We start from the raw sequence: 18,077 nt of genomic DNA on the forward strand, positions 1-18,077 counted from the left end.
CCGCGACGAAGGAGTCGACGATGACCCACACCCGTGCCGAGATCGGCACCGAGATCGAGCTGCGCTCCGCCAGTGCACTGGCCCGGCTGCAGCTGCAGCGCCTGCAGTGGACTGTGCGCCACGCCTACGAGAACGTGCCGACGTACCGTCGCAAGTTCGACGAGCACGGTGTCCACCCCGACGAGATCCGCACCCTCGACGACGTGCAGAGGCTGCCGTTCACCACCAAAGCCGATCTGCGAGAGAGCTACCCGTTCGGGATGTTCGCCGTGCCCATGGCCGACGTGCGCCGCATCCACGCGTCGTCGGGCACGACCGGGCGGCCGACCGTCGTCGGCTACACCGAGGGCGACCTCGACAGGTGGGGCGACCTGATCGCGAGGTCGCTGCACGCCGCGGGGATCCGCGCCGGCATGAAGGTGCACAACGCCTACGGATACGGGCTGTTCACCGGTGGACTCGGGGCGCATGCCGGCATCGAACGACTCGGCGCGACGGTGATACCCGTCTCCGGTGGTCAGACCGCGCGCCAGGTGCAGCTGATCGCCGACTTCGAGCCGGACGCCATCCTCTGCACGCCGAGCTACCTGCTCACGATCGCCGATGCGATGGAGGCGGCAGGCGTCGACCCGACGCGGACCTCGTTGCGGGTAGCCGTGCTCGGAGCCGAGCCGTGGACCAACGAGATGCGCCGCGAGATCGAGAAGCGACTGAACATCGACGCCGTGGACATCTACGGGCTCAGCGAGGTCATGGGGCCGGGCGTCGCCAGCGAGAGCGTGCTCACCAAAGACGGCCCGCACATCTGGGAAGACCACTTCCTTCCGGAGATCATCGATGGCGACACCGGCGACCGCCTGCCGGACGGCGAACTGGGCGAACTGGTCTTCACCTCGCTCACCAAAGAGGCCTTTCCGGTGATCCGCTACCGCACACGGGATCTGACCCGCCTGCTGCCCGGAACGACGTATCCCGCCCTGCGGCGGATCGAGAAGATCACCGGGCGCAACGACGACATGATCATCCTGCGCGGCGTGAACCTCTTCCCCACACAGATCGAAGAGCTCGTGATGGGCATCGAGACCCTGACGCCGCACTTCGTGCTGGAGCTGCACCGTGCGGGCCAGCTCGACACCATGACGGTGCGCATCGAGCGGCACCCGTCGTTGAGCATCGAGGAGTGCGACGCCGCCGCTGCAGTGCTCACACATCGCATCAAGGTGCACATCGGCACCAGCGTCGACGTCAAGGTCGAGGAGCCCGGCGCTCTGCCGCGCAGCGAAGGCAAGTACAAGCGCGTGTACGACCTGCGCTGAAGTCTTCCCATCGGAATGGATCGCCGACCTCAGCCGCGAAGCGCGAGCACGAACGGAAGCACCTCTGTGGCGCCGGCCTGACGCAGTGTGCGGGCGGCGACCGTCAGAGTCCACCGGCTGTCGGCCAGGTCGTCGACGAGGAGAACCGGCCCCTCGGGGATGTCGAGGCCCTGCGCGCTGAACCTGTCCCACAGACCTGCGAGACGGAACACGCTGTTGCCTCCGGGTTGACCGCTCGGGCCGCCATCGACTGGGTCGAGCGCACCGAGGTACGGCAGCCGACCGATGTCGGCGATCCCTCGGGCAAGGGAGTCGACGAGCAGCGGATGCGACCGTGAAGGCATCGCGACCACCGCGACAGGGCGCTCTGTCCAGCCCCAGTCGGCGAGCACTCGCACGCAGCCGCCGAGCACCTGCGGCGTCACGGCGGCATCGGGCGCTCCGGCGGCGAACAGCTCGCGCAGGGTGCCGCCCCAGCCGAGGTCGGTGAGCCGGGCGAGCGCCCTCCCCTCTCCCGCCTGCTCACCCGCCGCGATGCGCCCCTTGACGGGCACGTCGAGCTTGTCGGCGCCGGTCGGCCAGGCCCGGCGCGGCTCGACGGGAACGCCCACTCGGTCGAGCGACTCCGCAGCCTGAGTCGTCGCCGATTCGCCGATCTCGCTCGGGAACCAGATGCCGGCGCAGTTGTCGCATCTGCCGCAGGGCGCTGCCGTGTCGTCGTCGAGCGAGCGCTGGAGGAACTCCATGCGGCAGCCGTCGGTCTGCTCGTAGTCGATCATGTGCTGCTGCTCGGCTCGGCGCTCGCCCGCGATCCGCTCGTAACGCTCGGCGTCGTAGCTCCAGGGCTCGCCCGTGGCGACCCACCCGCCCTGCACACGTCGCACCGCGCCGTCGACATCGAGCACCTTGAGCAGCAGCTCGAGAGGTGTGCGGCGGATGTCGACCATCGCCTCGAGCGCCGGCGTCGAGATCGGCTGATCGCCGAGCGCAGCGATCACCCTCTCGGCGCGCTCACGGTCGGGCATCGACGCGGTGGCGAAGTAGTGCCAGATATCGCGGTCTTCGACGCCCGGCAGCAGGAGCACGTCTGCGCTCTCGCTCGCACGCCCGGCGCGACCGACCTGCTGGTAGTACGCGACCGGCGACGACGGCGCACCGAGGTGCAGCACGAATCCGAGGTCGGGTTTGTCGAAGCCCATGCCGAGCGCGCTCGTCGCGACGAGGGCCTTGACCTCGTTGCGCTTCAGCATCCCTTCTGACTCCGTGCGCTCGTCGGTGTCTGTCTGCCCCGTGTACGCACGCACGTCGTGGCCGTGGTCGCGCAGCAGCCGAGCGGTGTCGACCGCGGCAGCGACGGTGAGCGTGTAGATGATGCCCGAGCCGGGCAGGTCGTCGATGTGGCTCAGCAGCCAGGCGAGCCGACTCGCCGAGGTCGGCAGACGCAGCACCCCGAGCCGCAGCGAGGTGCGGGCGAGCGGCCCGCGGATCGTGAGCACCGCAGAGGCGCCGTCGCCCGATGAGCCTCCCGTGCCGAGCTGCTCGGCGACGTCGGCAACGACCCTGCTGTTGGCGGTCGCCGTGGTCGCGAGCACCGGAACCTCTGGCGGCATCTGCTCGATGAGATCGCGCAGCCGACGGTAGTCGGGACGGAAGTCGTGCCCCCAGTCGCTGATGCAGTGCGCCTCGTCGACCACCAGCATGCCGATCCGTCGCACGAGTGCCGGCAGCTGCTGCTCGCGGAACGCCGGGTTGTTGAGTCGCTCGGGAGAGACGAGCAGCACATCGACCTCGTCTCGGTCGAGCTGCTGCATCACCTCCGACCATTCGTGCGCGTTGGTGGAATTGATCGCCACGGCTCGGACGCCCGCGCGCTCGGCGGCGGCGATCTGGTCGCGCATGAGAGCCAGCAGCGGCGAGACGAGCACGGTCGGTCCCGCCCCCTGCCGACGCAGCAGCAGCGTCGCGACGAAGTACACCGCCGATTTGCCCCAGCCGGTGCGCTGCACGACGAGCGCGCGGCGGCGCCCCTCGACCAGCGCCTCGATCGCCTCGTACTGGCCGTCGTGGAAATCGGCGTCGGGGCGGCCGACCAGTTCGCGCAAGGCGGCGAGCGCAGCAGTGCGGGTGTCGACAGCAGAGGGGGAATTCATGTCTCCACTGTGCCTCATGCCACCGACGTCGCGCCCGAGGCCGCCGACACCCGGGGGCATCGTCATCCACTGGTGAGATCCGCGCCGCGCCCTCACCCCGTCGTCTAGCGTGGAACGATGATCACCCGAGAACTGGCCGTATCCCTGCGCGATGCCGGGCTCGTGTGGCATCCCTCCGAGGGCGATCGCTTTCAGCTCGACCTCCCGAACGACGTCGAGCTCGAAGCCGAGGCCGACGTCTTCACGGTCAGCGCGATGACGATCGAGGCGAGGCAGACTCCGAGCGGCACCGACCTCGCCTTCAACGGCACCACAGAGTGGGCGCTCGACGCGGTCACCCTCGCGGACGCGGTGTGGCTGCCCCGCGAGGATCAGCTGCGCGAACTGCTGCGGGGCACGTTCCGGGCACTCACCCGCCTTCCCGACGCCTTCGTCGTCGATGTCGAGATCGCCGGCGAGACGCTGCGTTTCGAGCATCCGGACCCCTCGGAGGCCTACGGGCTCGCCCTTCTCGACCTGGTCTCCCGCTCGCGCTGAGCGCCGCTTCTTGCGCACGGCGGACCGGCATGTCAGAATTACCTAACGACCGGTCAGTAAAGCGGATCGGATACCGAGGAGTCGATGATGACAAGCCCCGCAGATCTCTCCCTCGTCGATGGCGAGCTCTCAGACGACGAGCGCCTGTTCGACGAGCTCATCGCGAACGAGCAGCGCATCGAGCCGCGCGACTGGATGCCCGACGCCTACCGCAAGACGCTGATCCGTCAGATCTCGCAGCACGCGCACTCCGAGATCATCGGCATGCAGCCCGAGGGCAACTGGATCACCCGGGCGCCGAGCCTCAAGCGCAAGGCGATCCTGATGGCCAAGGTGCAGGACGAGGCGGGCCACGGCCTGTACCTCTACTCGGCGGCGCAGACCCTCGGCATCACCCGCGACGAGATGATGGACCAGCTCATCAGCGGCAAGGCCAAGTACTCCTCGATCTTCAACTACCCCACCCCCACCTGGGCCGATATGGGCGCTATCGGGTGGCTCGTCGACGGCGCCGCGATCTGCAATCAGGTGCCGCTGTGCCGCGCCTCCTACGGCCCCTACGGCCGCGCCATGGTGCGCGTGTGCAAGGAGGAGTCGTTCCACCAGCGTCAGGGTTTCGAGATCCTGCTCTCGCTGATGCAGGGAACCGACGAGCAGAAGCAGATGGCGCAGGACGCCGTGAACCGCTGGTACTGGCCGAGCCTGGCGATGTTCGGCCCGCCCGACGACCAGTCGCCGAACTCGGCCCAGTCGATGAAGTGGAAGATCAAGCGCTTCACCAACGACGAGCTGCGCCAGCGCTTCGTCGGGATGCTGGTGCCGCAGGCCGAGATCCTGGGCGTCACCCTGCCCGACCCCGATCTGCGCTTCGACGACGAGACGGGCCAGTACGTGATCGGCGAGATCGACTGGGACGAGTTCTTCGAGGTGCTGCGGGGCAATGGCCCCTGCAACGCGGAGCGTCTCGAACGTCGCCGCACGGCACACGAGGGGGGTGCGTGGGTGCGCGAGGCCGCAGCCGAGTACGCCCGCAAGCAGGCGCTGAAGACGAAGGCGGCGGCGTGATGGCGACGCCCGGTGCCGACGAACGCGAACCCTGGCCCCTCTGGGAGATCTTCGTCCGTGCGAATCGCGGCCTGAGCCACGTGCACGTCGGATCGCTGCACGCCCCGGATGCCGACATGGCGATCCGCAATGCCCGAGACCTCTACACGCGCCGTGGCGAGGGCGTGTCGATCTGGGCCGTGCCCGCCGACGCGATCACCACGAGCGACCCCGACGCCAAGGGCGCCTACTTCGAGAGCCCCGCGGGCAAGAACTACCGGCACGCCGTCTACTACACGGCCTCCGAGGGGGTGCCGCACCTGTGAACGACATCCGCACGGACGTCCATGGAGACATGCACGGGGATGTCTCGGTCGACGAGCTGCGACTGAGCGAGGAGCTCACGGGAACCGGCTCCGCGGCCGCATCCGCCGACATCGCCGAGTACGCACTGTGGTTGGGCGACGACGCCCTGATCCTCTCGCAGCAGCTCGGCGAATGGATCTCCCGCGCGCCCGAACTCGAAGAGGATGTCGCGCTCGGCAACATCGCCCTCGATCTGCTCGGTCATGCCCGCTCGTTCCTGCACTTCGCCGGTTCCTACGACGGACGCTCCGAAGACGACCTCGCGTACTTCCGCGACGAGCCGGAGTTCCGCAGCGCCTGGATCGTCGAGCAGCCCAACGGCGACTTCGCGCAGACGATCGGACGTCAGTTCGTCGTGTCGACCTACATGTTCGAGCTGTACTCCGGGCTGAGGGCCAGCACAGACGAGACGTTCGCGGCGATCGCCGAGAAGTCGCTCAAAGAGGTCGACTACCACCGCGACCACTCGGTGCAGTGGGTGCTGCGCCTCGCCGGAGGCACCGACGAATCACGGCAGCGGATGGTGCGCGCGCTCGGCGACGTCTGGCCGTACGTCGACGAGCTCTTCCGCGATGAGCCACTGATCGATCGTCTCGGCGATGCCGCCGTGCGCCCGTCCACCCTTCGCGCGGGTTTCGACGCGGTCGTCGACACCGTCTTCACAGAGGCGGAGTTGACCGCGCCCTCAGTGGCGGCATCGTCAGCAGGAGGGCGCCGAGGTGCGCACGCGACCCCGATGGGCCATCTGCTCGCCGAGATGCAGGTTCTCGCGCGACGTCATCCGGGGGCGTCATGGTGACCGACACGCTGCAGACCGACGCCTGGCGGATCGCCGCTGCCGTGGCGGACCCCGAAGTCCCCGTTCTCACGATCGAAGACCTCGGAGTGCTCCGAGCCGTCACGGTCGACGGCGACGTCGTGCGTGTCGACATCACCCCCACCTACAGCGGGTGCCCGGCGATGGACACGATCCGCGACGATGTCATCCTGGCCCTCACCGCTGCCGGTCACTCGCAGGTCGAGGTGCGTCTCGTGCTCTCCCCCGCGTGGACGACGGACTGGATGTCGGATGCCGGCAAGCAGAAGCTCTCGCAGTACGGCATCGCGCCTCCTTCGGGGCGCTCCGCGCTGTCGTCCGGCCCGATCCGCCTCGCGATCAGCGTGCGCTGCCCGCGGTGCGGCTCGCTCGACACCCGCGAGGTCTCGCGCTTCGGTTCCACCTCATGCAAGGCGCTGTTCGAGTGCCGCGCATGCCTCGAACCCTTCGACCACTTCAAGGTGCACTGATGTCGCTGTTCGCCCCGTCCGGTGCCGTCGCACCGACATCCGTTCGTTCGCCCTCCGCATCGACGGCGAAGAAGCGCGCGCGGTTCCACACTCTCGTGGTCGACGAGGTGAGGCCGCTCACCGAGGACTCGGTCGAGGTATCCTTCACGGTTCCCGCCGAGCTCGCCGACGACTACGACCACCTGCCGGGCCAGTACGTGGCGCTGCGCACCACCCTCGACGGCACCGAGGTGCGCCGATCGTATTCGCTGTGCCGCGCGCCCGAGCATCGCACGGCCGAGCAGATCGCGGCGGGCACGCCCACCCGGCTGAGTGTCGCGGTGAAGCGCGACGAGGGCGGCCTCTTCTCCACGTGGGCCCAGACCGGGTTGCACGCCGGGTTCGAGATCGACGTGATGAGTCCGCAGGGCACATTCACCTCGGGGCTCGACGATCTCGATCGTCGCCACGTCGTCGGCATCGCCGCGGGCTCGGGCATCACCCCGCTGATGGCGCTCGCGCACACCGTGCTGACGCGCTCGGACTCGTCGCGCTTCACACTGCTCTACACGAACCGATCGACACTCGACGTGATGTTCCTCGAGGACCTCGCCGACCTCAAGGACCGGTATCCGACGCGAGTGACGCTGCACCATGTGCTGTCCCGTGAGCAGCGCACGGCTCCCGTGCTGTCGGGGCGGATCGACGAGGAGAAGCTGCGCACCATCCTGAGGATGCTCATCGACCCGAGCGACGTCGACGAGTGGTTCCTCTGCGGTCCTCTCTCGCTCGTCGACCTGTGCCGCGAGGTGCTCGCCGACGTCGGCGTGCCGCGGGAGCACATCCGGTTCGAGCTCTTCACCACCGGCGACGAACCTGTGCGCGCCGCGCGCCCGGTCGAGGTGCGGGCGGGCGCGAAGACGATACGCATCGAGGTGAACCTCGACGGCGTCTCGTCGACCGTCGAGAGCCCCGTCGACGCGCACGAGTCGGTGCTGAACGCGGCTCTGCGGGTGCGGCCGGACGCCCCGTTCGCGTGCGCCGGCGGCGTGTGCGGCACGTGCCGCGCCAGGGTCATCGAGGGCAGCGTGACGATGACGGAGAACTACGCGCTCGAGCCCGACGAGCTGGACCGCGGCTATGTGCTGACCTGCCAGTCCCACCCGACGAGCGACCGCGTCGTGGTCGACTACGACGTCTGAGGAGCATCCGATGATCGATCTCACCATCTCCGAAGACGTCGCGACGGTCGTGCTGAACGCACCGTCCACGCTGAACTCCCTCGACGCGCAGGCGCTGCGCGATCTCGGCCGTGCATACGACGAGGCCGACGCGGCGGGAGTGCGCGCACTTGTGCTCAGGGGCGAGGGGCGCGCGTTCTGCGCCGGACGCGACATCTCGGCGGTCGACCCGCGCGACGACGACGTGATGGGCTACCTCGGCGGGCTCGTGACTCCGCTGCTGCAGCGGATGGCGCGCTTTCCCGCGCCGACGTTCGCGGCCGCCCACGGTGCATGCCTGGGCGTCGGGCTGGGACTGCTGATCGCCACGGACGTCGTCTACGTCGCGGAGTCGGCGAAGATCGGCTCGCCGTTCGCAGCGCTGGGCGCCACGCTCGACTCGGGCGGACACGCCCTGTTCGTCGACCGCCTCGGCGCGCACAAGACGCTCGACCTCATCTACACGGGGCGCCTGATGAGCGGCACCGAGGCCGTGGCCTCGGGTCTCTTCTCACGTGTGCTCCCCGACGACGAGGTCCTGCAGACGACGACGGATGCCGCCGCGACCGCCGCGCGCGGTGCCACCGCCGCGTTCCTCGCGAGCAAGCAGCTCGTCTCGCGCATCCGCGACGAGAGGCTGGCGCTGTGGGAATCGATCGAGGTCGAGAACACCGCTCAGGCGGCGCTGTGCGACACCGATGACTACCGCGAGGGCTTCGCCGCCTTCCAGGAGAAGCGGAAGCCTGAGTTCCACGGGCGCTGAGCTGTCGCTGCTCTACTGCGACGGAGAGGGCGAAGGCAAGGGCTTCGCCGATGTCGGATGCCGGTGACAGACTGCATCCATGTTGCTCTCGGAGCTCGTCTCCACCGCTGAAGAGGTCACCGCCACCGCATCGCGTCTCGCCAAGGTCGATGCACTCTCGCGGTTGCTCGCGCGCGCGGACGCGGACGACGTCCCCACCCTCGTCGGGCTGCTCCTCGCGACGCCGCGTCAGGGACGCCTGGGTGTGGGCTGGCGCGGGATCTCCGCCCTCGAGGTGATGCACGCCGACGAGCCGTCCCTGTCGCTCGGTGACGTCGACGCGGCGTTCGAAGCGCTGGTCGGCGCTTCGGGCTCGGGGTCTGCGGCCGCCCGGACAGATCTGCTCTCCGCTCTCGCCGGCCGCGCCACGGCCACCGAATGGGATTTCCTGTCGCGCGCGATGCTCGGCGAGCTGCGCACCGGTGCGCTCGGCGGCGTGCTGCTCGATGCGATCGCTCGCGCCTCGGATCGCCCTGCGGCATCCGTGCGACGAGCAGCGATGCTGTCCGGCGACCTGGGTGACACGGCGGTCATCGCCCTCACAGGCACCGCGGCCGAGCTCGACGCGGTCGGCCTCGTGGTCGGCCGTGCCGTGCTGCCGATGCTGGCCTCGACCGCGGCGACTCCGACTGCGGCTCTCGAGGTCACGGGCAGGGCATCCGTCGAATACAAGCTCGACGGAGCACGCATCCAGGTGCATCGCCGTGGAGACGACGTGAGCGTGTACACCCGCAGCCTGGCCGACATCACCCACCGCCTGCCCGAGATCGTCGAGATCGTGCGAGGCCTTCCCGCCCACGACCTGATCCTCGATGGCGAAACGCTGTCGCTCGATGAGGACGGCGGTCCGCGGCCGTTCCAGGAGACGATGTCACGGTTCGGGGCCGACGTGTCGCGCGAGCTCGTGCTGCGCCCCTGGTTCTTCGACATCCTGCACATCGACGGACGCGATCTGCTCGACGAACCGCTCTCGATCCGGCTGGCCGAACTCGAGAAGACCGTCGGCGAGTGGCGCATGCCGGGGGTCGTCACCGACGACCCGGCTGCTGCCGAGCAGCTGTCACGAGAGGCGCTGGCGGCCGGGCACGAGGGCGTCGTCGTCAAGGGCGTCGATGCGCCCTATGCGGCGGGCAGGCGCGGCAAGTCCTGGGTCAAGGTCAAGCCCGTGCTCACCTATGACCTCGTCGTGCTCGCAGCCGAGTGGGGCTCGGGTCGACGACAGGGGTGGCTGTCGAATCTCCATCTCGGCGCTCTCGATCCGAGCGGAGAGTTCGGCGAGCCGGGCGGACTCGTGATGGTCGGAAAGACGTTCAAAGGTCTGACCGACGAGCTGCTGCGCTGGCAGACCGAGCAGTTCCCGTCGTTCGAGACACGACGCACGCAGTCGACCGTGTTCCTGCGCCCCGAGTTCGTGGTCGAGATCGCGATCGACGGGGTGCAGCGCTCTCCGCGCTACCCCGGTGGCATCGCGCTGCGCTTCGCACGCGTCAAGGCCTACCGCCCTGACAAGAGCGTCGCAGACGCCGACACGATCCAGACTCTGCGCTCGCTGCAGCGCGGCTGAGACGAGGTCAGGCCGACGGCGCGAGCCCGAGATCCTCTTCACGCACCGTGCCCTGGAACGACCAGGGGAAGTTGATCCACAGATCGGTGTCCTTCCACGCGTAGTCGGGCTGGATGATGGTCGATGGCTTCGTGTAGATCGTGACCGAGCGCACGTCGGCGCCCTTGTCCTTCAGCAGCTGCACCGCGAGCGCGAGCGTGCGGCCCGAGTCGGCGACGTCGTCGACGAGCAGCACGCGACGACCGTCGAGATAGGCCATGTCGAGTTCGGGCGGCAGCACCTCCGGGGCATCGAGCACGGTGCCGATGCCGGTGTAGAACTCGACGTTGATCGCGCCGCAGTTCTTGGCACCGAGGCCGTACGCGATGGCACCGGCGGGAAGCAGACCACCGCGGGCGATGGCCACCACGACCTCGGGCACGAAGCCGCTCTCGAGGATGCTGCGCGCGAGATCTCGCGTCGCGGATCCGAAACCGTCCCAGGTGAGCGTCTCGCGCTCGATCGATGCATCCGTCATCGTCTCATTCTTCCCCACTGCCGCGCGTCGTCAGGCCATGCAGTCGCCTCAGCCGAGGCGCGTGATCTCCACCGAGACGAACAGCTCCGACGCGCTGGGTCCGGCATACACCCCGCGGAGCGGAGCAACATCGGCATAGTCGCGGCCGTGGCCGACATAGACATGGGATTCGCCGATGTCGACGAGGTTGGTGGGGTCGTATCCGCGCCACTCCCCGGAGTACCACTCCACCCAGGCGTGCGATTCCCCCGTCACGGCCTGCCCGATCGCGGCTGTCGGGTCGGGGTGCAGGTATCCCGACACATAGCGTGCCGGAATCCCCGCTGCGCGCAGCACCCCGAGAGCCACGTGAGCGATGTCCTGGCAGACCCCTGATCGCGCGGGCCAGGCGTCACGAGCCGTCGAGCTCACGCCGGTGACGCCGCTGCGGTACTCCATCGCCTCCCCGACCGCGCGGCAGATGTCGAGGGCGGTCTCGTCCACTCCGCCGCCCTCCGCTTCGAAGTGCAGGGCGAGATCGCGCATCTCGTCATCCGGGGCGGTGGCGGGAGTCTGCGCGACGCACTCGGCCAGAGCGAGCGACTGCGGGATCCGGGATTCGAGCTCATCCCAGTCGATTCCGGCGGTCGCCGTCGGGAGCGGCCTGACGTCGACCACGCTCGTCGCGGTGACCGAGAGCACCTGATGAGGGGTCAGCAGCTCGAAAGTCGAGACCCGCGTGTCCCAGTAGTCGGAGTACGAGTGCTGGGTGGCCGTCGGCGAGATGTCGAGCGTCGCCTGCAGCACGAACTGCCCCTCTCGGGAGTGCGGCAGCATGCGCGCCTCGTTGTACGACGCCGTCGCCGGCTGCTCGTAGCGGAAGCCGGTGCGATGCACGATCTTGAGGCGGCTCACAGCGCCTCTCCGATCCACACCGGCATCGCGATCGACGGGAAGTACCGCTCCCTGATCGCGTCACTCGCCACTGACATCCCCACCTGGACCTCCTCCATGCTCTCCGACAGACGATGCACGGTGTCGCCGATCGGTCGGTACTCCAGCTCCGACCGCATGCGACCGAGCACGCGATGAGCCCGGTCGGGCACGCCGAATGCGCCGGCCGGATCGATGCCGCGCAGGCATTCCTCGGCCTGCAGGATGCTCGAGAGCACCGATCGGGGGAACAGGCGGTCGATCAGCAGGAACTCCACTGCCGACGCGCCTGTCGGCACCGCTCGGTGGCTGCGCAGGTGGGCTTCGTATGCGCCGCAGCTGCGCAGCAGCGTCGTCCAGCTCGGCCCACCGGCCTCGGTCAGCGAGCGCGTCGCCAGCAGACGCGCGGTCATGTCGGCGCGCTCGATCGACCGGCCGAGAACGAAGAAGTGCCATGCCTCGTCACGGCTCGTCGAGGAGTCGACGACGCCGAAGGCCAGCGCCGAGCGGTCGCGCACCCAGCGGAAGAACGGATGCGTCTTGTCCGAGGCGATACGACGGGGCATGCGCGCATTCGACTCGTTGAGCGTCTCCCAGAGGTCGGTCGAGATGATCTCCCTGGCGCGCCGGGCGTTCTCCCTGGCGGATGCGATCGAGTGGGCGATCGACGCCGAGTGCTCGCGGTCGAGCGCGAGAAGCCGCACCACGTCGTCACGACTCAGCACGGTGTCGGCATCCGCTGTGGTTCCCATCACCGAGAGCAGCGCACGGCAGGCCGTGTCCTCCTCGACCCACGGGTCTTCGAGCAGCAGCTGCAGGTGCACGTCGAGGATGCGCGCGGTGCCATCGGCCCGCTCGACGTAGCGGCCGATCCAGAACAGCGCCTCGGCGATGCGGCTCAGCATCCTGTTCCTCCCCGCTGCTGTTGCTGCTGTTGCTGCTGCTGCTGGTGATGGCGCAGCTCGAGGTCCTCGTCCTGCGGCGATGACAGGAACGGCGGGTGCGGTTCTTCGCGCGCCGGCGCCACGACGGCGATCGCCCCGGTGGCGAGCGACACCTCGTCCGCCGCCGCATCGGGGTCGCCCTCCACGGTCGTCGTCGGCCCGGTGAACAGCGAAGGGTCCAGCACCCAGGTGTCCTTCGAGCCGCCACCCTGGCTGGAGTTCACGACGAGCTGTCCCTCGGGCAGAGCGACCCTGGTGAGACCGCCGGGCAGCACCCAGATGTCGTGCCCGTCGTTGACGGCGAAGGGACGCAGATCGACGTGCCGCGGGCGGAATCCGTCTTCCACGAGTGTCGGAATGGTCGACAGCTGCACGACCGGCTGGGCGATCCAGCCCCGAGGGTCGGCCCGCAACGACCTGCGCAGAGCCTCCAACGTCTCGCGCGACGCGTCGGGCCCGACGACCAGCCCTTTTCCTCCCGAGCCGTCGACCGGCTTCACCACCAGCTCGTCGAGCCTGTCGAGCACCTCCTCGAGCGCACCCGGGTCCTCGAGCCGCCAGGTGTCGACGTTCGGGATCACCGGCTCCTCGCCCAGGTAGTAGCGGATCAGGTCGGGGACGTACGTGTAGACCAGCTTGTCGTCGGCCACGCCGTTGCCCACGGCGTTGGCGAGCGTGACATTGCCGAGGCGAGCAGCGAGCATCAGCCCGGGGGCGCCCAGCACGGAATCGGGGCGGAAGCTCTGCGGGTCGAGGAACTCGTCGTCGACCCGCCGGTAGATCACGTCCACCCGCGTGGGGCCGGAGGTCGTGTGCATCCACACCCGCCCGCCCGAGCAGAACAGGTCGCGCCCCTCGACGAGCTCGATGCCCATCATCCGCGCGAGCAGGGTGTGCTCGTAGTACGCGGAATTGTGCACGCCGGGGGTCAGCACCACGACGGTCGGATCATCGACGCCGTCAGGCGCCGCGGCACGCAGCGCCTGCAGGAGGCGGCTCGGATAGTCGACGACCGGGCGGACTCTGAGACTGGTGAACAGCTCGGGGAGCGTCTGCGCCATCACGCGGCGATTCGCCAACACGTAGCTCACACCGCTCGGCACGCGCACGTTGTCTTCGAGCACACGCCAGGCTCCGAGCTCGTCACGGATGACATCGATGCCGGCGACGTGGATGCGCACCCCGTTCGCCCCGACGATGCCGGCCGCCTGACGGTGGAAGTGAGCGGACGAGCTGATCAGCGACGCGGGGATCACACCGTCCTGCACCGCGAGTTGCGGACCGTAGACATCGGCGAGGAATGCCTCGAGAGCCCGCACGCGCTGCTTCACCCCCGACTCGACATAGCGCCAGTCATCGGCGGCGACAACGCGCGGAACCACATCGAGCGGGAACGGACGCTCCTCCCCGGCGAAATCGAACGTGACTCCCTGTGCGAGATACGAACTGGCGAGGGCGTCGGTGCGAGCCCTCAGCTCTGCGTCGTCCATGGCGGCGAGCGCCGGATACATGTCCTGGTAGGGCAGGCGGACGCCCTCGCCGCCGGATGGCGCGTCTGAGGGGAACATCTCGTCCCACGGTGCGGCGCCTGCTCGGCGCGGCGACCGGCGCGAGGTGTATCCGTCGAACAGTGACTCCATGACGGCATGTTTCCGCGTCGCGGTTTCGGCGGTGTTACGCGCGCAAGTCGGCGCCGCGTCGGCCCGGGAGCGATAGGATCTACCTGTCCGGCGCTCTCTGACGCCGGTGCCTGAAAAAGAGGCACGAAGCTCCCCACGAAGACGCGGGGGCGAGACACATACGGAATACGAATGTTCTCCGTCCCTGTCTCGAAAGGCTTTCGCATGCCCTCCGTCTCCGCGCACGTCGCACTCACTCTCGCTCAGCACATCGACGCCGTCTTCGGCGTGATGGGCAACGGCAACGCCTACTTCCTCGACGCGATCGAGACCCGGACGGACGCGGTCTTCACGGCCGTCCGCCACGAGCAGGGCGCCGTGGTCGCCGCCGACGCGCACTTCCGCGCCTCCGGGCGGATCGCCGCCGGCACCTCGACCTACGGCGCAGGCTTCACCAACACCCTCACGGCCCTCGCCGAGGCCGTGCAGGCCCACGTGCCGCTCGTGCTCGTGGTGGGCGACGAGCCGACCTCCGGCCCTCGCCCGTGGGATGTCGACCAGATCGCCCTGGCATCCGCCGTCGGTGCCCGCACCTATACGGTCGGGCGTGCCGACGCTGCAGCGACCACCGTCATCGCGATCGAGCACGCCCTGACCTACCGCGTGCCCGTCGTGCTCGCCATCCCCTACGACGTCGCATCGCTCGAGGCCGGCCCTGTGCCGGAGGCGCCCGCGCCCGGCATCCCGGCGCCGCTCGCTCCGCGCGGGGAGTTCGCCGAGGGCACGCTCGACCAGATCGCCCAGGCGCTGCGCGGCGCATCGCGCCCGTTCCTGCTCGCCGGCCGCGGCGCCTGGTTGGCCGGAGCCGGCTCGGCGCTCGGCGAACTGGCGGCGCTGACCGGCGCACTGACCGCCTCGTCCGCTCTCGGTCGCGGCGTCTTTCCCGAGACGCAGTACGACCTCGGCGTCACGGGTGGATTCGGCGCGGACGGCGCGATGGAGCTCGTGCGCACGGCAGACGTCGCCGTCGTCTTCGGCGCGTCGCTGAACCAGTTCACGATGCGGTTCGGTGAACTCTTCGCGCCCGGCACCAGGGTCTTCCAGGTCGACATCGCGCCGGCGGCCACGCACCCGCACGTCGGCGGCTTCGTTCGTGCCGACGCCCGTCTCGCCGCGGAGGCGCTGGTCGCCAGGGTCGGCTCGCTCGGCTCCGCTCTCAGCCCCGCAGCCGAGCACGACTGGGGAGCAGCGGCCCGCCCCGCCGAGACGACGGCGGTCATGCGCGGCGCGTCGACGCCGGCATCCGACGCCGTGCCCGGGCAGCCGTGGCGCGAGACCGTCGATGTCGCGGCCGCCCGAGCCTACGACGAGGGAGACGAACTCGCCCCCGACGGCCGTCTCGACCCCCGCTCGGCCGCGCGCCGCATCGCCGAGCTGCTGCCCGCAGACCGGGTCGTCGTCTCGGACGGCGGTCACTTCATCGGCTGGGCGAACATGTACTGGCCGGTCGAGGCACCCGATCGGATGATGATGGTCGGCACCGCCTTCCAGTCGATCGGCCAGGGCTGGCCGAGCGTCGTCGGTGCGGCTCTCGCCCGCCGGGATTCGACGGTCGTCCTCACCTCGGGCGACGGAGGCGGGCTCATGGCGATCGCCGATCTCGAGTCCGCCGTCCGCGCGGCAGCGGGACGCGGCATCGCCGTGATCTGGAACGACGCCGCCTACGGCGCCGAGGTCAACCTCTACGGGCTGAAGGGACTCGCCGAAGGTCCGATGCTGATCCCCGAGGTCGACTTCGCGGCGTTCGGTGCTGCGGTCGGCGCAGAGGGCGTCGTCGTCACGTCCCTCGCCGACCTCGAGCGGCTCGGCACGTGGGCGCAGGAGGATGCCGCGACACGGCGCTTCCTGCTGCTCGACCTCCGGATCTCGGGCGAGGTCATCGCGCCCTACCAGCAGGAGATCATCCGCGTGAACTCATGACCCCGAGGCATCGCTAGGCTCCTCGTCATGACCGATGATCTGAGTGTCCTGCGATACAGCGCCTTCGCCGCGACTCCGGAGGGCGGCAACCCCGCGGGAGTCGTGCTCGATGCCGGCGGCATGACGGAAGAGCGGATGCAGCAGATCGCCGCGGACGTCGGATTCTCAGAGACCGCGTTCCTCGTCGGTCGCACGGACGAGTCCGGTGTGCCGCGATATCGGGCACGCTACTTCTCGCCCGCGGCGGAGGTGCCGTTCTGCGGACACGCGACGGTGGCGACGGCTGTCGCCCTCGCGGAGCGTGACGGACCGGGCGAGGTGGTGTTCGACACGAACGCGGGTGCCGTGACGCTGCGGTCGGTCGTGGACGCGCACCGCGGTGTGACCGTGTCGTTCACCAGCGTCGAACCCCAGGTGCGCGACCTCGACCCCGACGTGCTCGAGCGCCTGCTCCGAATGCTCGGCCTCACCGGGTCAGACCTCGACGACCGCTTCCCTGCGAGGGAGGCGTTCGCCGGGAACTGGCATCCGATCCTGGTCGTCGACGACCGCGAGCTGTTCGACCAGTTCCGCTTCTCCCCCGACGAGGTGGCCGCGCTCATGCGAGAGAACGGCTGGCTCGGCACCATCACCGTGCTGCATTCCGTCGGCCCCGCCGACTTCGACGCCCGGAACCTCTTCCCGGTCGGTCGCATCACCGAAGACCCGGCGACCGGCTCGGCCGCGGCATCCACCGGGGCCTACCTGCGCGCGCTCGGCCACCCGGAGACGACCGTGCGAATCCATCAGGGAGCCCATGTGCGCCGACCGAGCCTGCTCACCGTGACCATCCCTCCCCGCGGCGGGATCGTCGTGTCCGGAGGCGCGACGCAGATCGTCTGAACCTCCGAGCCCGGCGGTGCGTTAGTGTTCCGGGATGCCTGCCATCCGGAACATCGCTGTCGGCCTGCCTGTGAAGGACGGGCACCTGCTCGCCCTCGAGGGACACGACAGCTCGCGCCGACTCGATTTCCTGCGCGCGATCGGCGGAGGCATCGAGTTCGGCGAGACGGCGGGCGACGCGCTGCGCCGTGAATTCATGGAAGAGCTCGGCGTCACACTCGAGGATGCCGAGCCACTCGGCGTCTTCGAGAACATCTTCACGTACGAGGGCGAACCCGGACACGAGATCGCCCACGTCTTCGCCGTGACCTGTTCGGAGCTGGACGCGGTGCCCCTGGACGCCGAGCTCCGCATCCTCGACGAGGGCAGCCCTGTGCGCTGGGTGCCCATCGACGACATCCGCTCCGGCGCACGAGTGCTGTTCCCCTCGGGCGCACCCGAGGCACTGTTCTCGATCGCCGGACGCTGAACTCGACGCCCGCCGAACTCAGGCCTGAGCGCTGTAGTCCGGCAGCTCCTGCAGCGTCCACGTGTTGCCGTCAGGGTCGTCGAAGGTCACGAACCGGCCCCACGCCTGCTCATCGACACCCTGCGCTGCGACCCCGAGCCCCTGAAGATGGGCGAGCGCCTCATCGGCATCCGGAACGACGACCTGGATCGTGTTCTGCTGCCCGGGCAGCAGCCCCTCGCCCAGATTGGTGCCGAAGGCGATCGAGCAGGCTGAGCCGGGCGGGGTCATCTGCACGAACCGCAGGCCCTCGTAGGGAACCTGGTCGTGATCGGCATGGAAGCCGATCTTCTCGTAGAACTCCTTCGACCGGTCGACATCCGAGACCGGGACGAAGATCAGCTCGATCTTCCAGTCCATCACACGCTCCTCCTGTCGGGGCGACTTCGCCCATCGGCCCTCAGAGTACGCGCGGGCTCCGACACTCGCCAGAGGTGCCTCACTCGCCGG

18 protein-coding genes are annotated in these 18,077 nt (G+C 69.2%); 12 read left to right on the top strand and 6 right to left on the bottom strand.

The window, feature by feature from the left end:
* Positions 1–20: 20 nt before the first annotated feature.
* Positions 21–1,316, top strand: coding sequence for a phenylacetate--CoA ligase PaaK (paaK, locus tag OPU70_RS08215; RefSeq protein ID WP_498557505.1), 1,296 nt, complete (start codon positions 21–23; stop codon positions 1,314–1,316).
* 29 nt (positions 1,317–1,345) lie between these two features.
* Here paaK and OPU70_RS08220 read toward each other — a convergent pair whose 3' ends face one another.
* Positions 1,346–3,466, bottom strand: a complete 2,121-nt coding sequence (locus OPU70_RS08220) for a RecQ family ATP-dependent DNA helicase (protein WP_498557506.1) — start codon at positions 3,464–3,466, stop codon at positions 1,346–1,348.
* 117 nt (positions 3,467–3,583) lie between these two features.
* On the opposite strand from OPU70_RS08220, the gene OPU70_RS08225 reads away from it, so the two are divergent.
* The 8 genes from OPU70_RS08225 to OPU70_RS08260 all read left to right on the top strand — a co-directional run bounded on the left by OPU70_RS08225 (position 3,584) and on the right by OPU70_RS08260 (position 10,265).
* On the top strand, positions 3,584–4,003 hold the full coding sequence (locus OPU70_RS08225) for a hypothetical protein (protein WP_042539388.1): 420 nt from the start codon (positions 3,584–3,586) through the stop codon (positions 4,001–4,003).
* Positions 4,004–4,090: 87 nt separating this feature from the next.
* Positions 4,091–5,068 (top strand): 1,2-phenylacetyl-CoA epoxidase subunit PaaA, encoded by a 978-nt coding sequence (gene paaA, locus OPU70_RS08230; RefSeq protein ID WP_498557507.1) that lies wholly within the window; start codon positions 4,091–4,093, stop codon positions 5,066–5,068.
* Complete coding sequence (paaB, locus tag OPU70_RS08235; protein WP_042539384.1) at positions 5,068–5,373, top strand: 1,2-phenylacetyl-CoA epoxidase subunit PaaB; 306 nt, start codon at positions 5,068–5,070, stop codon at positions 5,371–5,373. Before paaA ends, paaB begins: the two co-directional genes overlap by 1 nt.
* A 29-nt stretch (positions 5,374–5,402) precedes the next feature.
* On the top strand, positions 5,403–6,212 hold the full coding sequence (gene paaC, locus OPU70_RS08240; RefSeq protein WP_042539475.1) for a 1,2-phenylacetyl-CoA epoxidase subunit PaaC: 810 nt from the start codon (positions 5,403–5,405) through the stop codon (positions 6,210–6,212).
* A complete protein-coding gene (gene paaD / locus OPU70_RS08245) occupies positions 6,206–6,700 on the top strand; it encodes a 1,2-phenylacetyl-CoA epoxidase subunit PaaD (protein WP_079112434.1) in 495 nt (164 codons plus the stop codon). Before paaC ends, paaD begins: the two co-directional genes overlap by 7 nt.
* Complete coding sequence (gene paaE / locus OPU70_RS08250) at positions 6,700–7,881, top strand: 1,2-phenylacetyl-CoA epoxidase subunit PaaE (protein WP_498557508.1); 1,182 nt, start codon at positions 6,700–6,702, stop codon at positions 7,879–7,881. The genes paaD and paaE overlap by 1 nt, the downstream gene beginning before the upstream one ends.
* Before the next feature lie 10 nt (positions 7,882–7,891).
* Positions 7,892–8,662: an enoyl-CoA hydratase/isomerase family protein gene (locus OPU70_RS08255; RefSeq protein ID WP_042539378.1), complete on the top strand. Its 771-nt coding sequence runs from the start codon at positions 7,892–7,894 to the stop codon at positions 8,660–8,662.
* 79 nt (positions 8,663–8,741) lie between these two features.
* Positions 8,742–10,265 (top strand): ATP-dependent DNA ligase, encoded by a 1,524-nt coding sequence (locus tag OPU70_RS08260; protein WP_498557509.1) that lies wholly within the window; start codon positions 8,742–8,744, stop codon positions 10,263–10,265.
* A gap of 7 nt (positions 10,266–10,272) precedes the next feature.
* Here OPU70_RS08260 and OPU70_RS08265 read toward each other — a convergent pair whose 3' ends face one another.
* The 4 genes from OPU70_RS08265 to OPU70_RS08280 are packed head-to-tail and all read right to left on the bottom strand — an operon-like array spanning position 10,273 to position 14,278.
* The gene (locus OPU70_RS08265; protein WP_056375913.1) at positions 10,273–10,782 is read right to left on the bottom strand and encodes a phosphoribosyltransferase; all 510 of its coding nucleotides are present in this window, start codon (positions 10,780–10,782) and stop codon (positions 10,273–10,275) included.
* A 48-nt stretch (positions 10,783–10,830) separates the two neighbouring features.
* Positions 10,831–11,676 carry a transglutaminase family protein gene (locus OPU70_RS08270; protein WP_042539373.1) on the bottom strand — a complete coding sequence of 282 codons (846 nt, stop codon included), beginning with the start codon at positions 11,674–11,676 and terminating at the stop codon, positions 10,831–10,833.
* Positions 11,673–12,599, bottom strand: coding sequence for an alpha-E domain-containing protein (locus OPU70_RS08275; protein ID WP_042539371.1), 927 nt, complete (start codon positions 12,597–12,599; stop codon positions 11,673–11,675). Before OPU70_RS08275 ends, OPU70_RS08270 begins: the two co-directional genes overlap by 4 nt.
* On the bottom strand, positions 12,593–14,278 hold the full coding sequence (locus OPU70_RS08280) for a circularly permuted type 2 ATP-grasp protein (RefSeq protein WP_498557510.1): 1,686 nt from the start codon (positions 14,276–14,278) through the stop codon (positions 12,593–12,595). Before OPU70_RS08280 ends, OPU70_RS08275 begins: the two co-directional genes overlap by 7 nt.
* A gap of 204 nt (positions 14,279–14,482) precedes the next feature.
* On the opposite strand from OPU70_RS08280, the gene OPU70_RS08285 reads away from it, so the two are divergent.
* Genes OPU70_RS08285 through OPU70_RS08295 form a run of 3 tightly spaced genes read left to right on the top strand, consistent with a single transcriptional unit; the run spans position 14,483 to position 17,588 of the window.
* The gene (locus OPU70_RS08285; protein WP_079112428.1) at positions 14,483–16,237 is read left to right on the top strand and encodes a thiamine pyrophosphate-binding protein; all 1,755 of its coding nucleotides are present in this window, start codon (positions 14,483–14,485) and stop codon (positions 16,235–16,237) included.
* Between the two features lie 27 nt (positions 16,238–16,264).
* Positions 16,265–17,119, top strand: coding sequence for a PhzF family phenazine biosynthesis protein (locus OPU70_RS08290; RefSeq protein WP_498557511.1), 855 nt, complete (start codon positions 16,265–16,267; stop codon positions 17,117–17,119).
* A 34-nt stretch (positions 17,120–17,153) separates the two neighbouring features.
* Entirely contained in the window at positions 17,154–17,588 is a 435-nt protein-coding gene (locus OPU70_RS08295) for an NUDIX hydrolase (RefSeq protein WP_042539362.1), read from the top strand.
* An 18-nt stretch (positions 17,589–17,606) separates the two neighbouring features.
* On the opposite strand, the gene OPU70_RS08300 is transcribed toward OPU70_RS08295, so the two are convergent.
* Positions 17,607–17,987 (bottom strand): VOC family protein, encoded by a 381-nt coding sequence (locus tag OPU70_RS08300; protein ID WP_042539360.1) that lies wholly within the window; start codon positions 17,985–17,987, stop codon positions 17,607–17,609.
* Positions 17,988–18,077: the final 90 nt, after the last annotated feature.

The organism is Microbacterium sp. SWDP-B6, assembly GCF_059803615.1.

What these genes read in the sequence shown, in the direction of transcription:
- paaK (WP_498557505.1), top strand. Translation starts at nt 21, where the DNA reads ATGACCCACACCCGTGCCGAGATCGGCACCGAGATCGAGCTGCGCTCC.
- OPU70_RS08220 (WP_498557506.1), bottom strand. Translation starts at nt 3,466, where the DNA reads ATGAATTCCCCCTCTGCTGTCGACACCCGCACTGCTGCGCTCGCCGCC.
- OPU70_RS08225 (WP_042539388.1), top strand. Translation starts at nt 3,584, where the DNA reads ATGATCACCCGAGAACTGGCCGTATCCCTGCGCGATGCCGGGCTCGTG.
- paaA (WP_498557507.1), top strand. Translation starts at nt 4,091, where the DNA reads ATGACAAGCCCCGCAGATCTCTCCCTCGTCGATGGCGAGCTCTCAGAC.
- paaB (WP_042539384.1), top strand. Translation starts at nt 5,068, where the DNA reads ATGGCGACGCCCGGTGCCGACGAACGCGAACCCTGGCCCCTCTGGGAG.
- paaC (WP_042539475.1), top strand. Translation starts at nt 5,403, where the DNA reads ATGCACGGGGATGTCTCGGTCGACGAGCTGCGACTGAGCGAGGAGCTC.
- paaD (WP_079112434.1), top strand. Translation starts at nt 6,206, where the DNA reads ATGGTGACCGACACGCTGCAGACCGACGCCTGGCGGATCGCCGCTGCC.
- paaE (WP_498557508.1), top strand. Translation starts at nt 6,700, where the DNA reads ATGTCGCTGTTCGCCCCGTCCGGTGCCGTCGCACCGACATCCGTTCGT.
- OPU70_RS08255 (WP_042539378.1), top strand. Translation starts at nt 7,892, where the DNA reads ATGATCGATCTCACCATCTCCGAAGACGTCGCGACGGTCGTGCTGAAC.
- OPU70_RS08260 (WP_498557509.1), top strand. Translation starts at nt 8,742, where the DNA reads ATGTTGCTCTCGGAGCTCGTCTCCACCGCTGAAGAGGTCACCGCCACC.
- OPU70_RS08265 (WP_056375913.1), bottom strand. Translation starts at nt 10,782, where the DNA reads ATGACGGATGCATCGATCGAGCGCGAGACGCTCACCTGGGACGGTTTC.
- OPU70_RS08275 (WP_042539371.1), bottom strand. Translation starts at nt 12,599, where the DNA reads ATGCTGAGCCGCATCGCCGAGGCGCTGTTCTGGATCGGCCGCTACGTC.
- OPU70_RS08280 (WP_498557510.1), bottom strand. Translation starts at nt 14,278, where the DNA reads ATGGAGTCACTGTTCGACGGATACACCTCGCGCCGGTCGCCGCGCCGA.
- OPU70_RS08285 (WP_079112428.1), top strand. Translation starts at nt 14,483, where the DNA reads ATGCCCTCCGTCTCCGCGCACGTCGCACTCACTCTCGCTCAGCACATC.
- OPU70_RS08290 (WP_498557511.1), top strand. Translation starts at nt 16,265, where the DNA reads ATGACCGATGATCTGAGTGTCCTGCGATACAGCGCCTTCGCCGCGACT.
- OPU70_RS08295 (WP_042539362.1), top strand. Translation starts at nt 17,154, where the DNA reads ATGCCTGCCATCCGGAACATCGCTGTCGGCCTGCCTGTGAAGGACGGG.
- OPU70_RS08300 (WP_042539360.1), bottom strand. Translation starts at nt 17,987, where the DNA reads ATGGACTGGAAGATCGAGCTGATCTTCGTCCCGGTCTCGGATGTCGAC.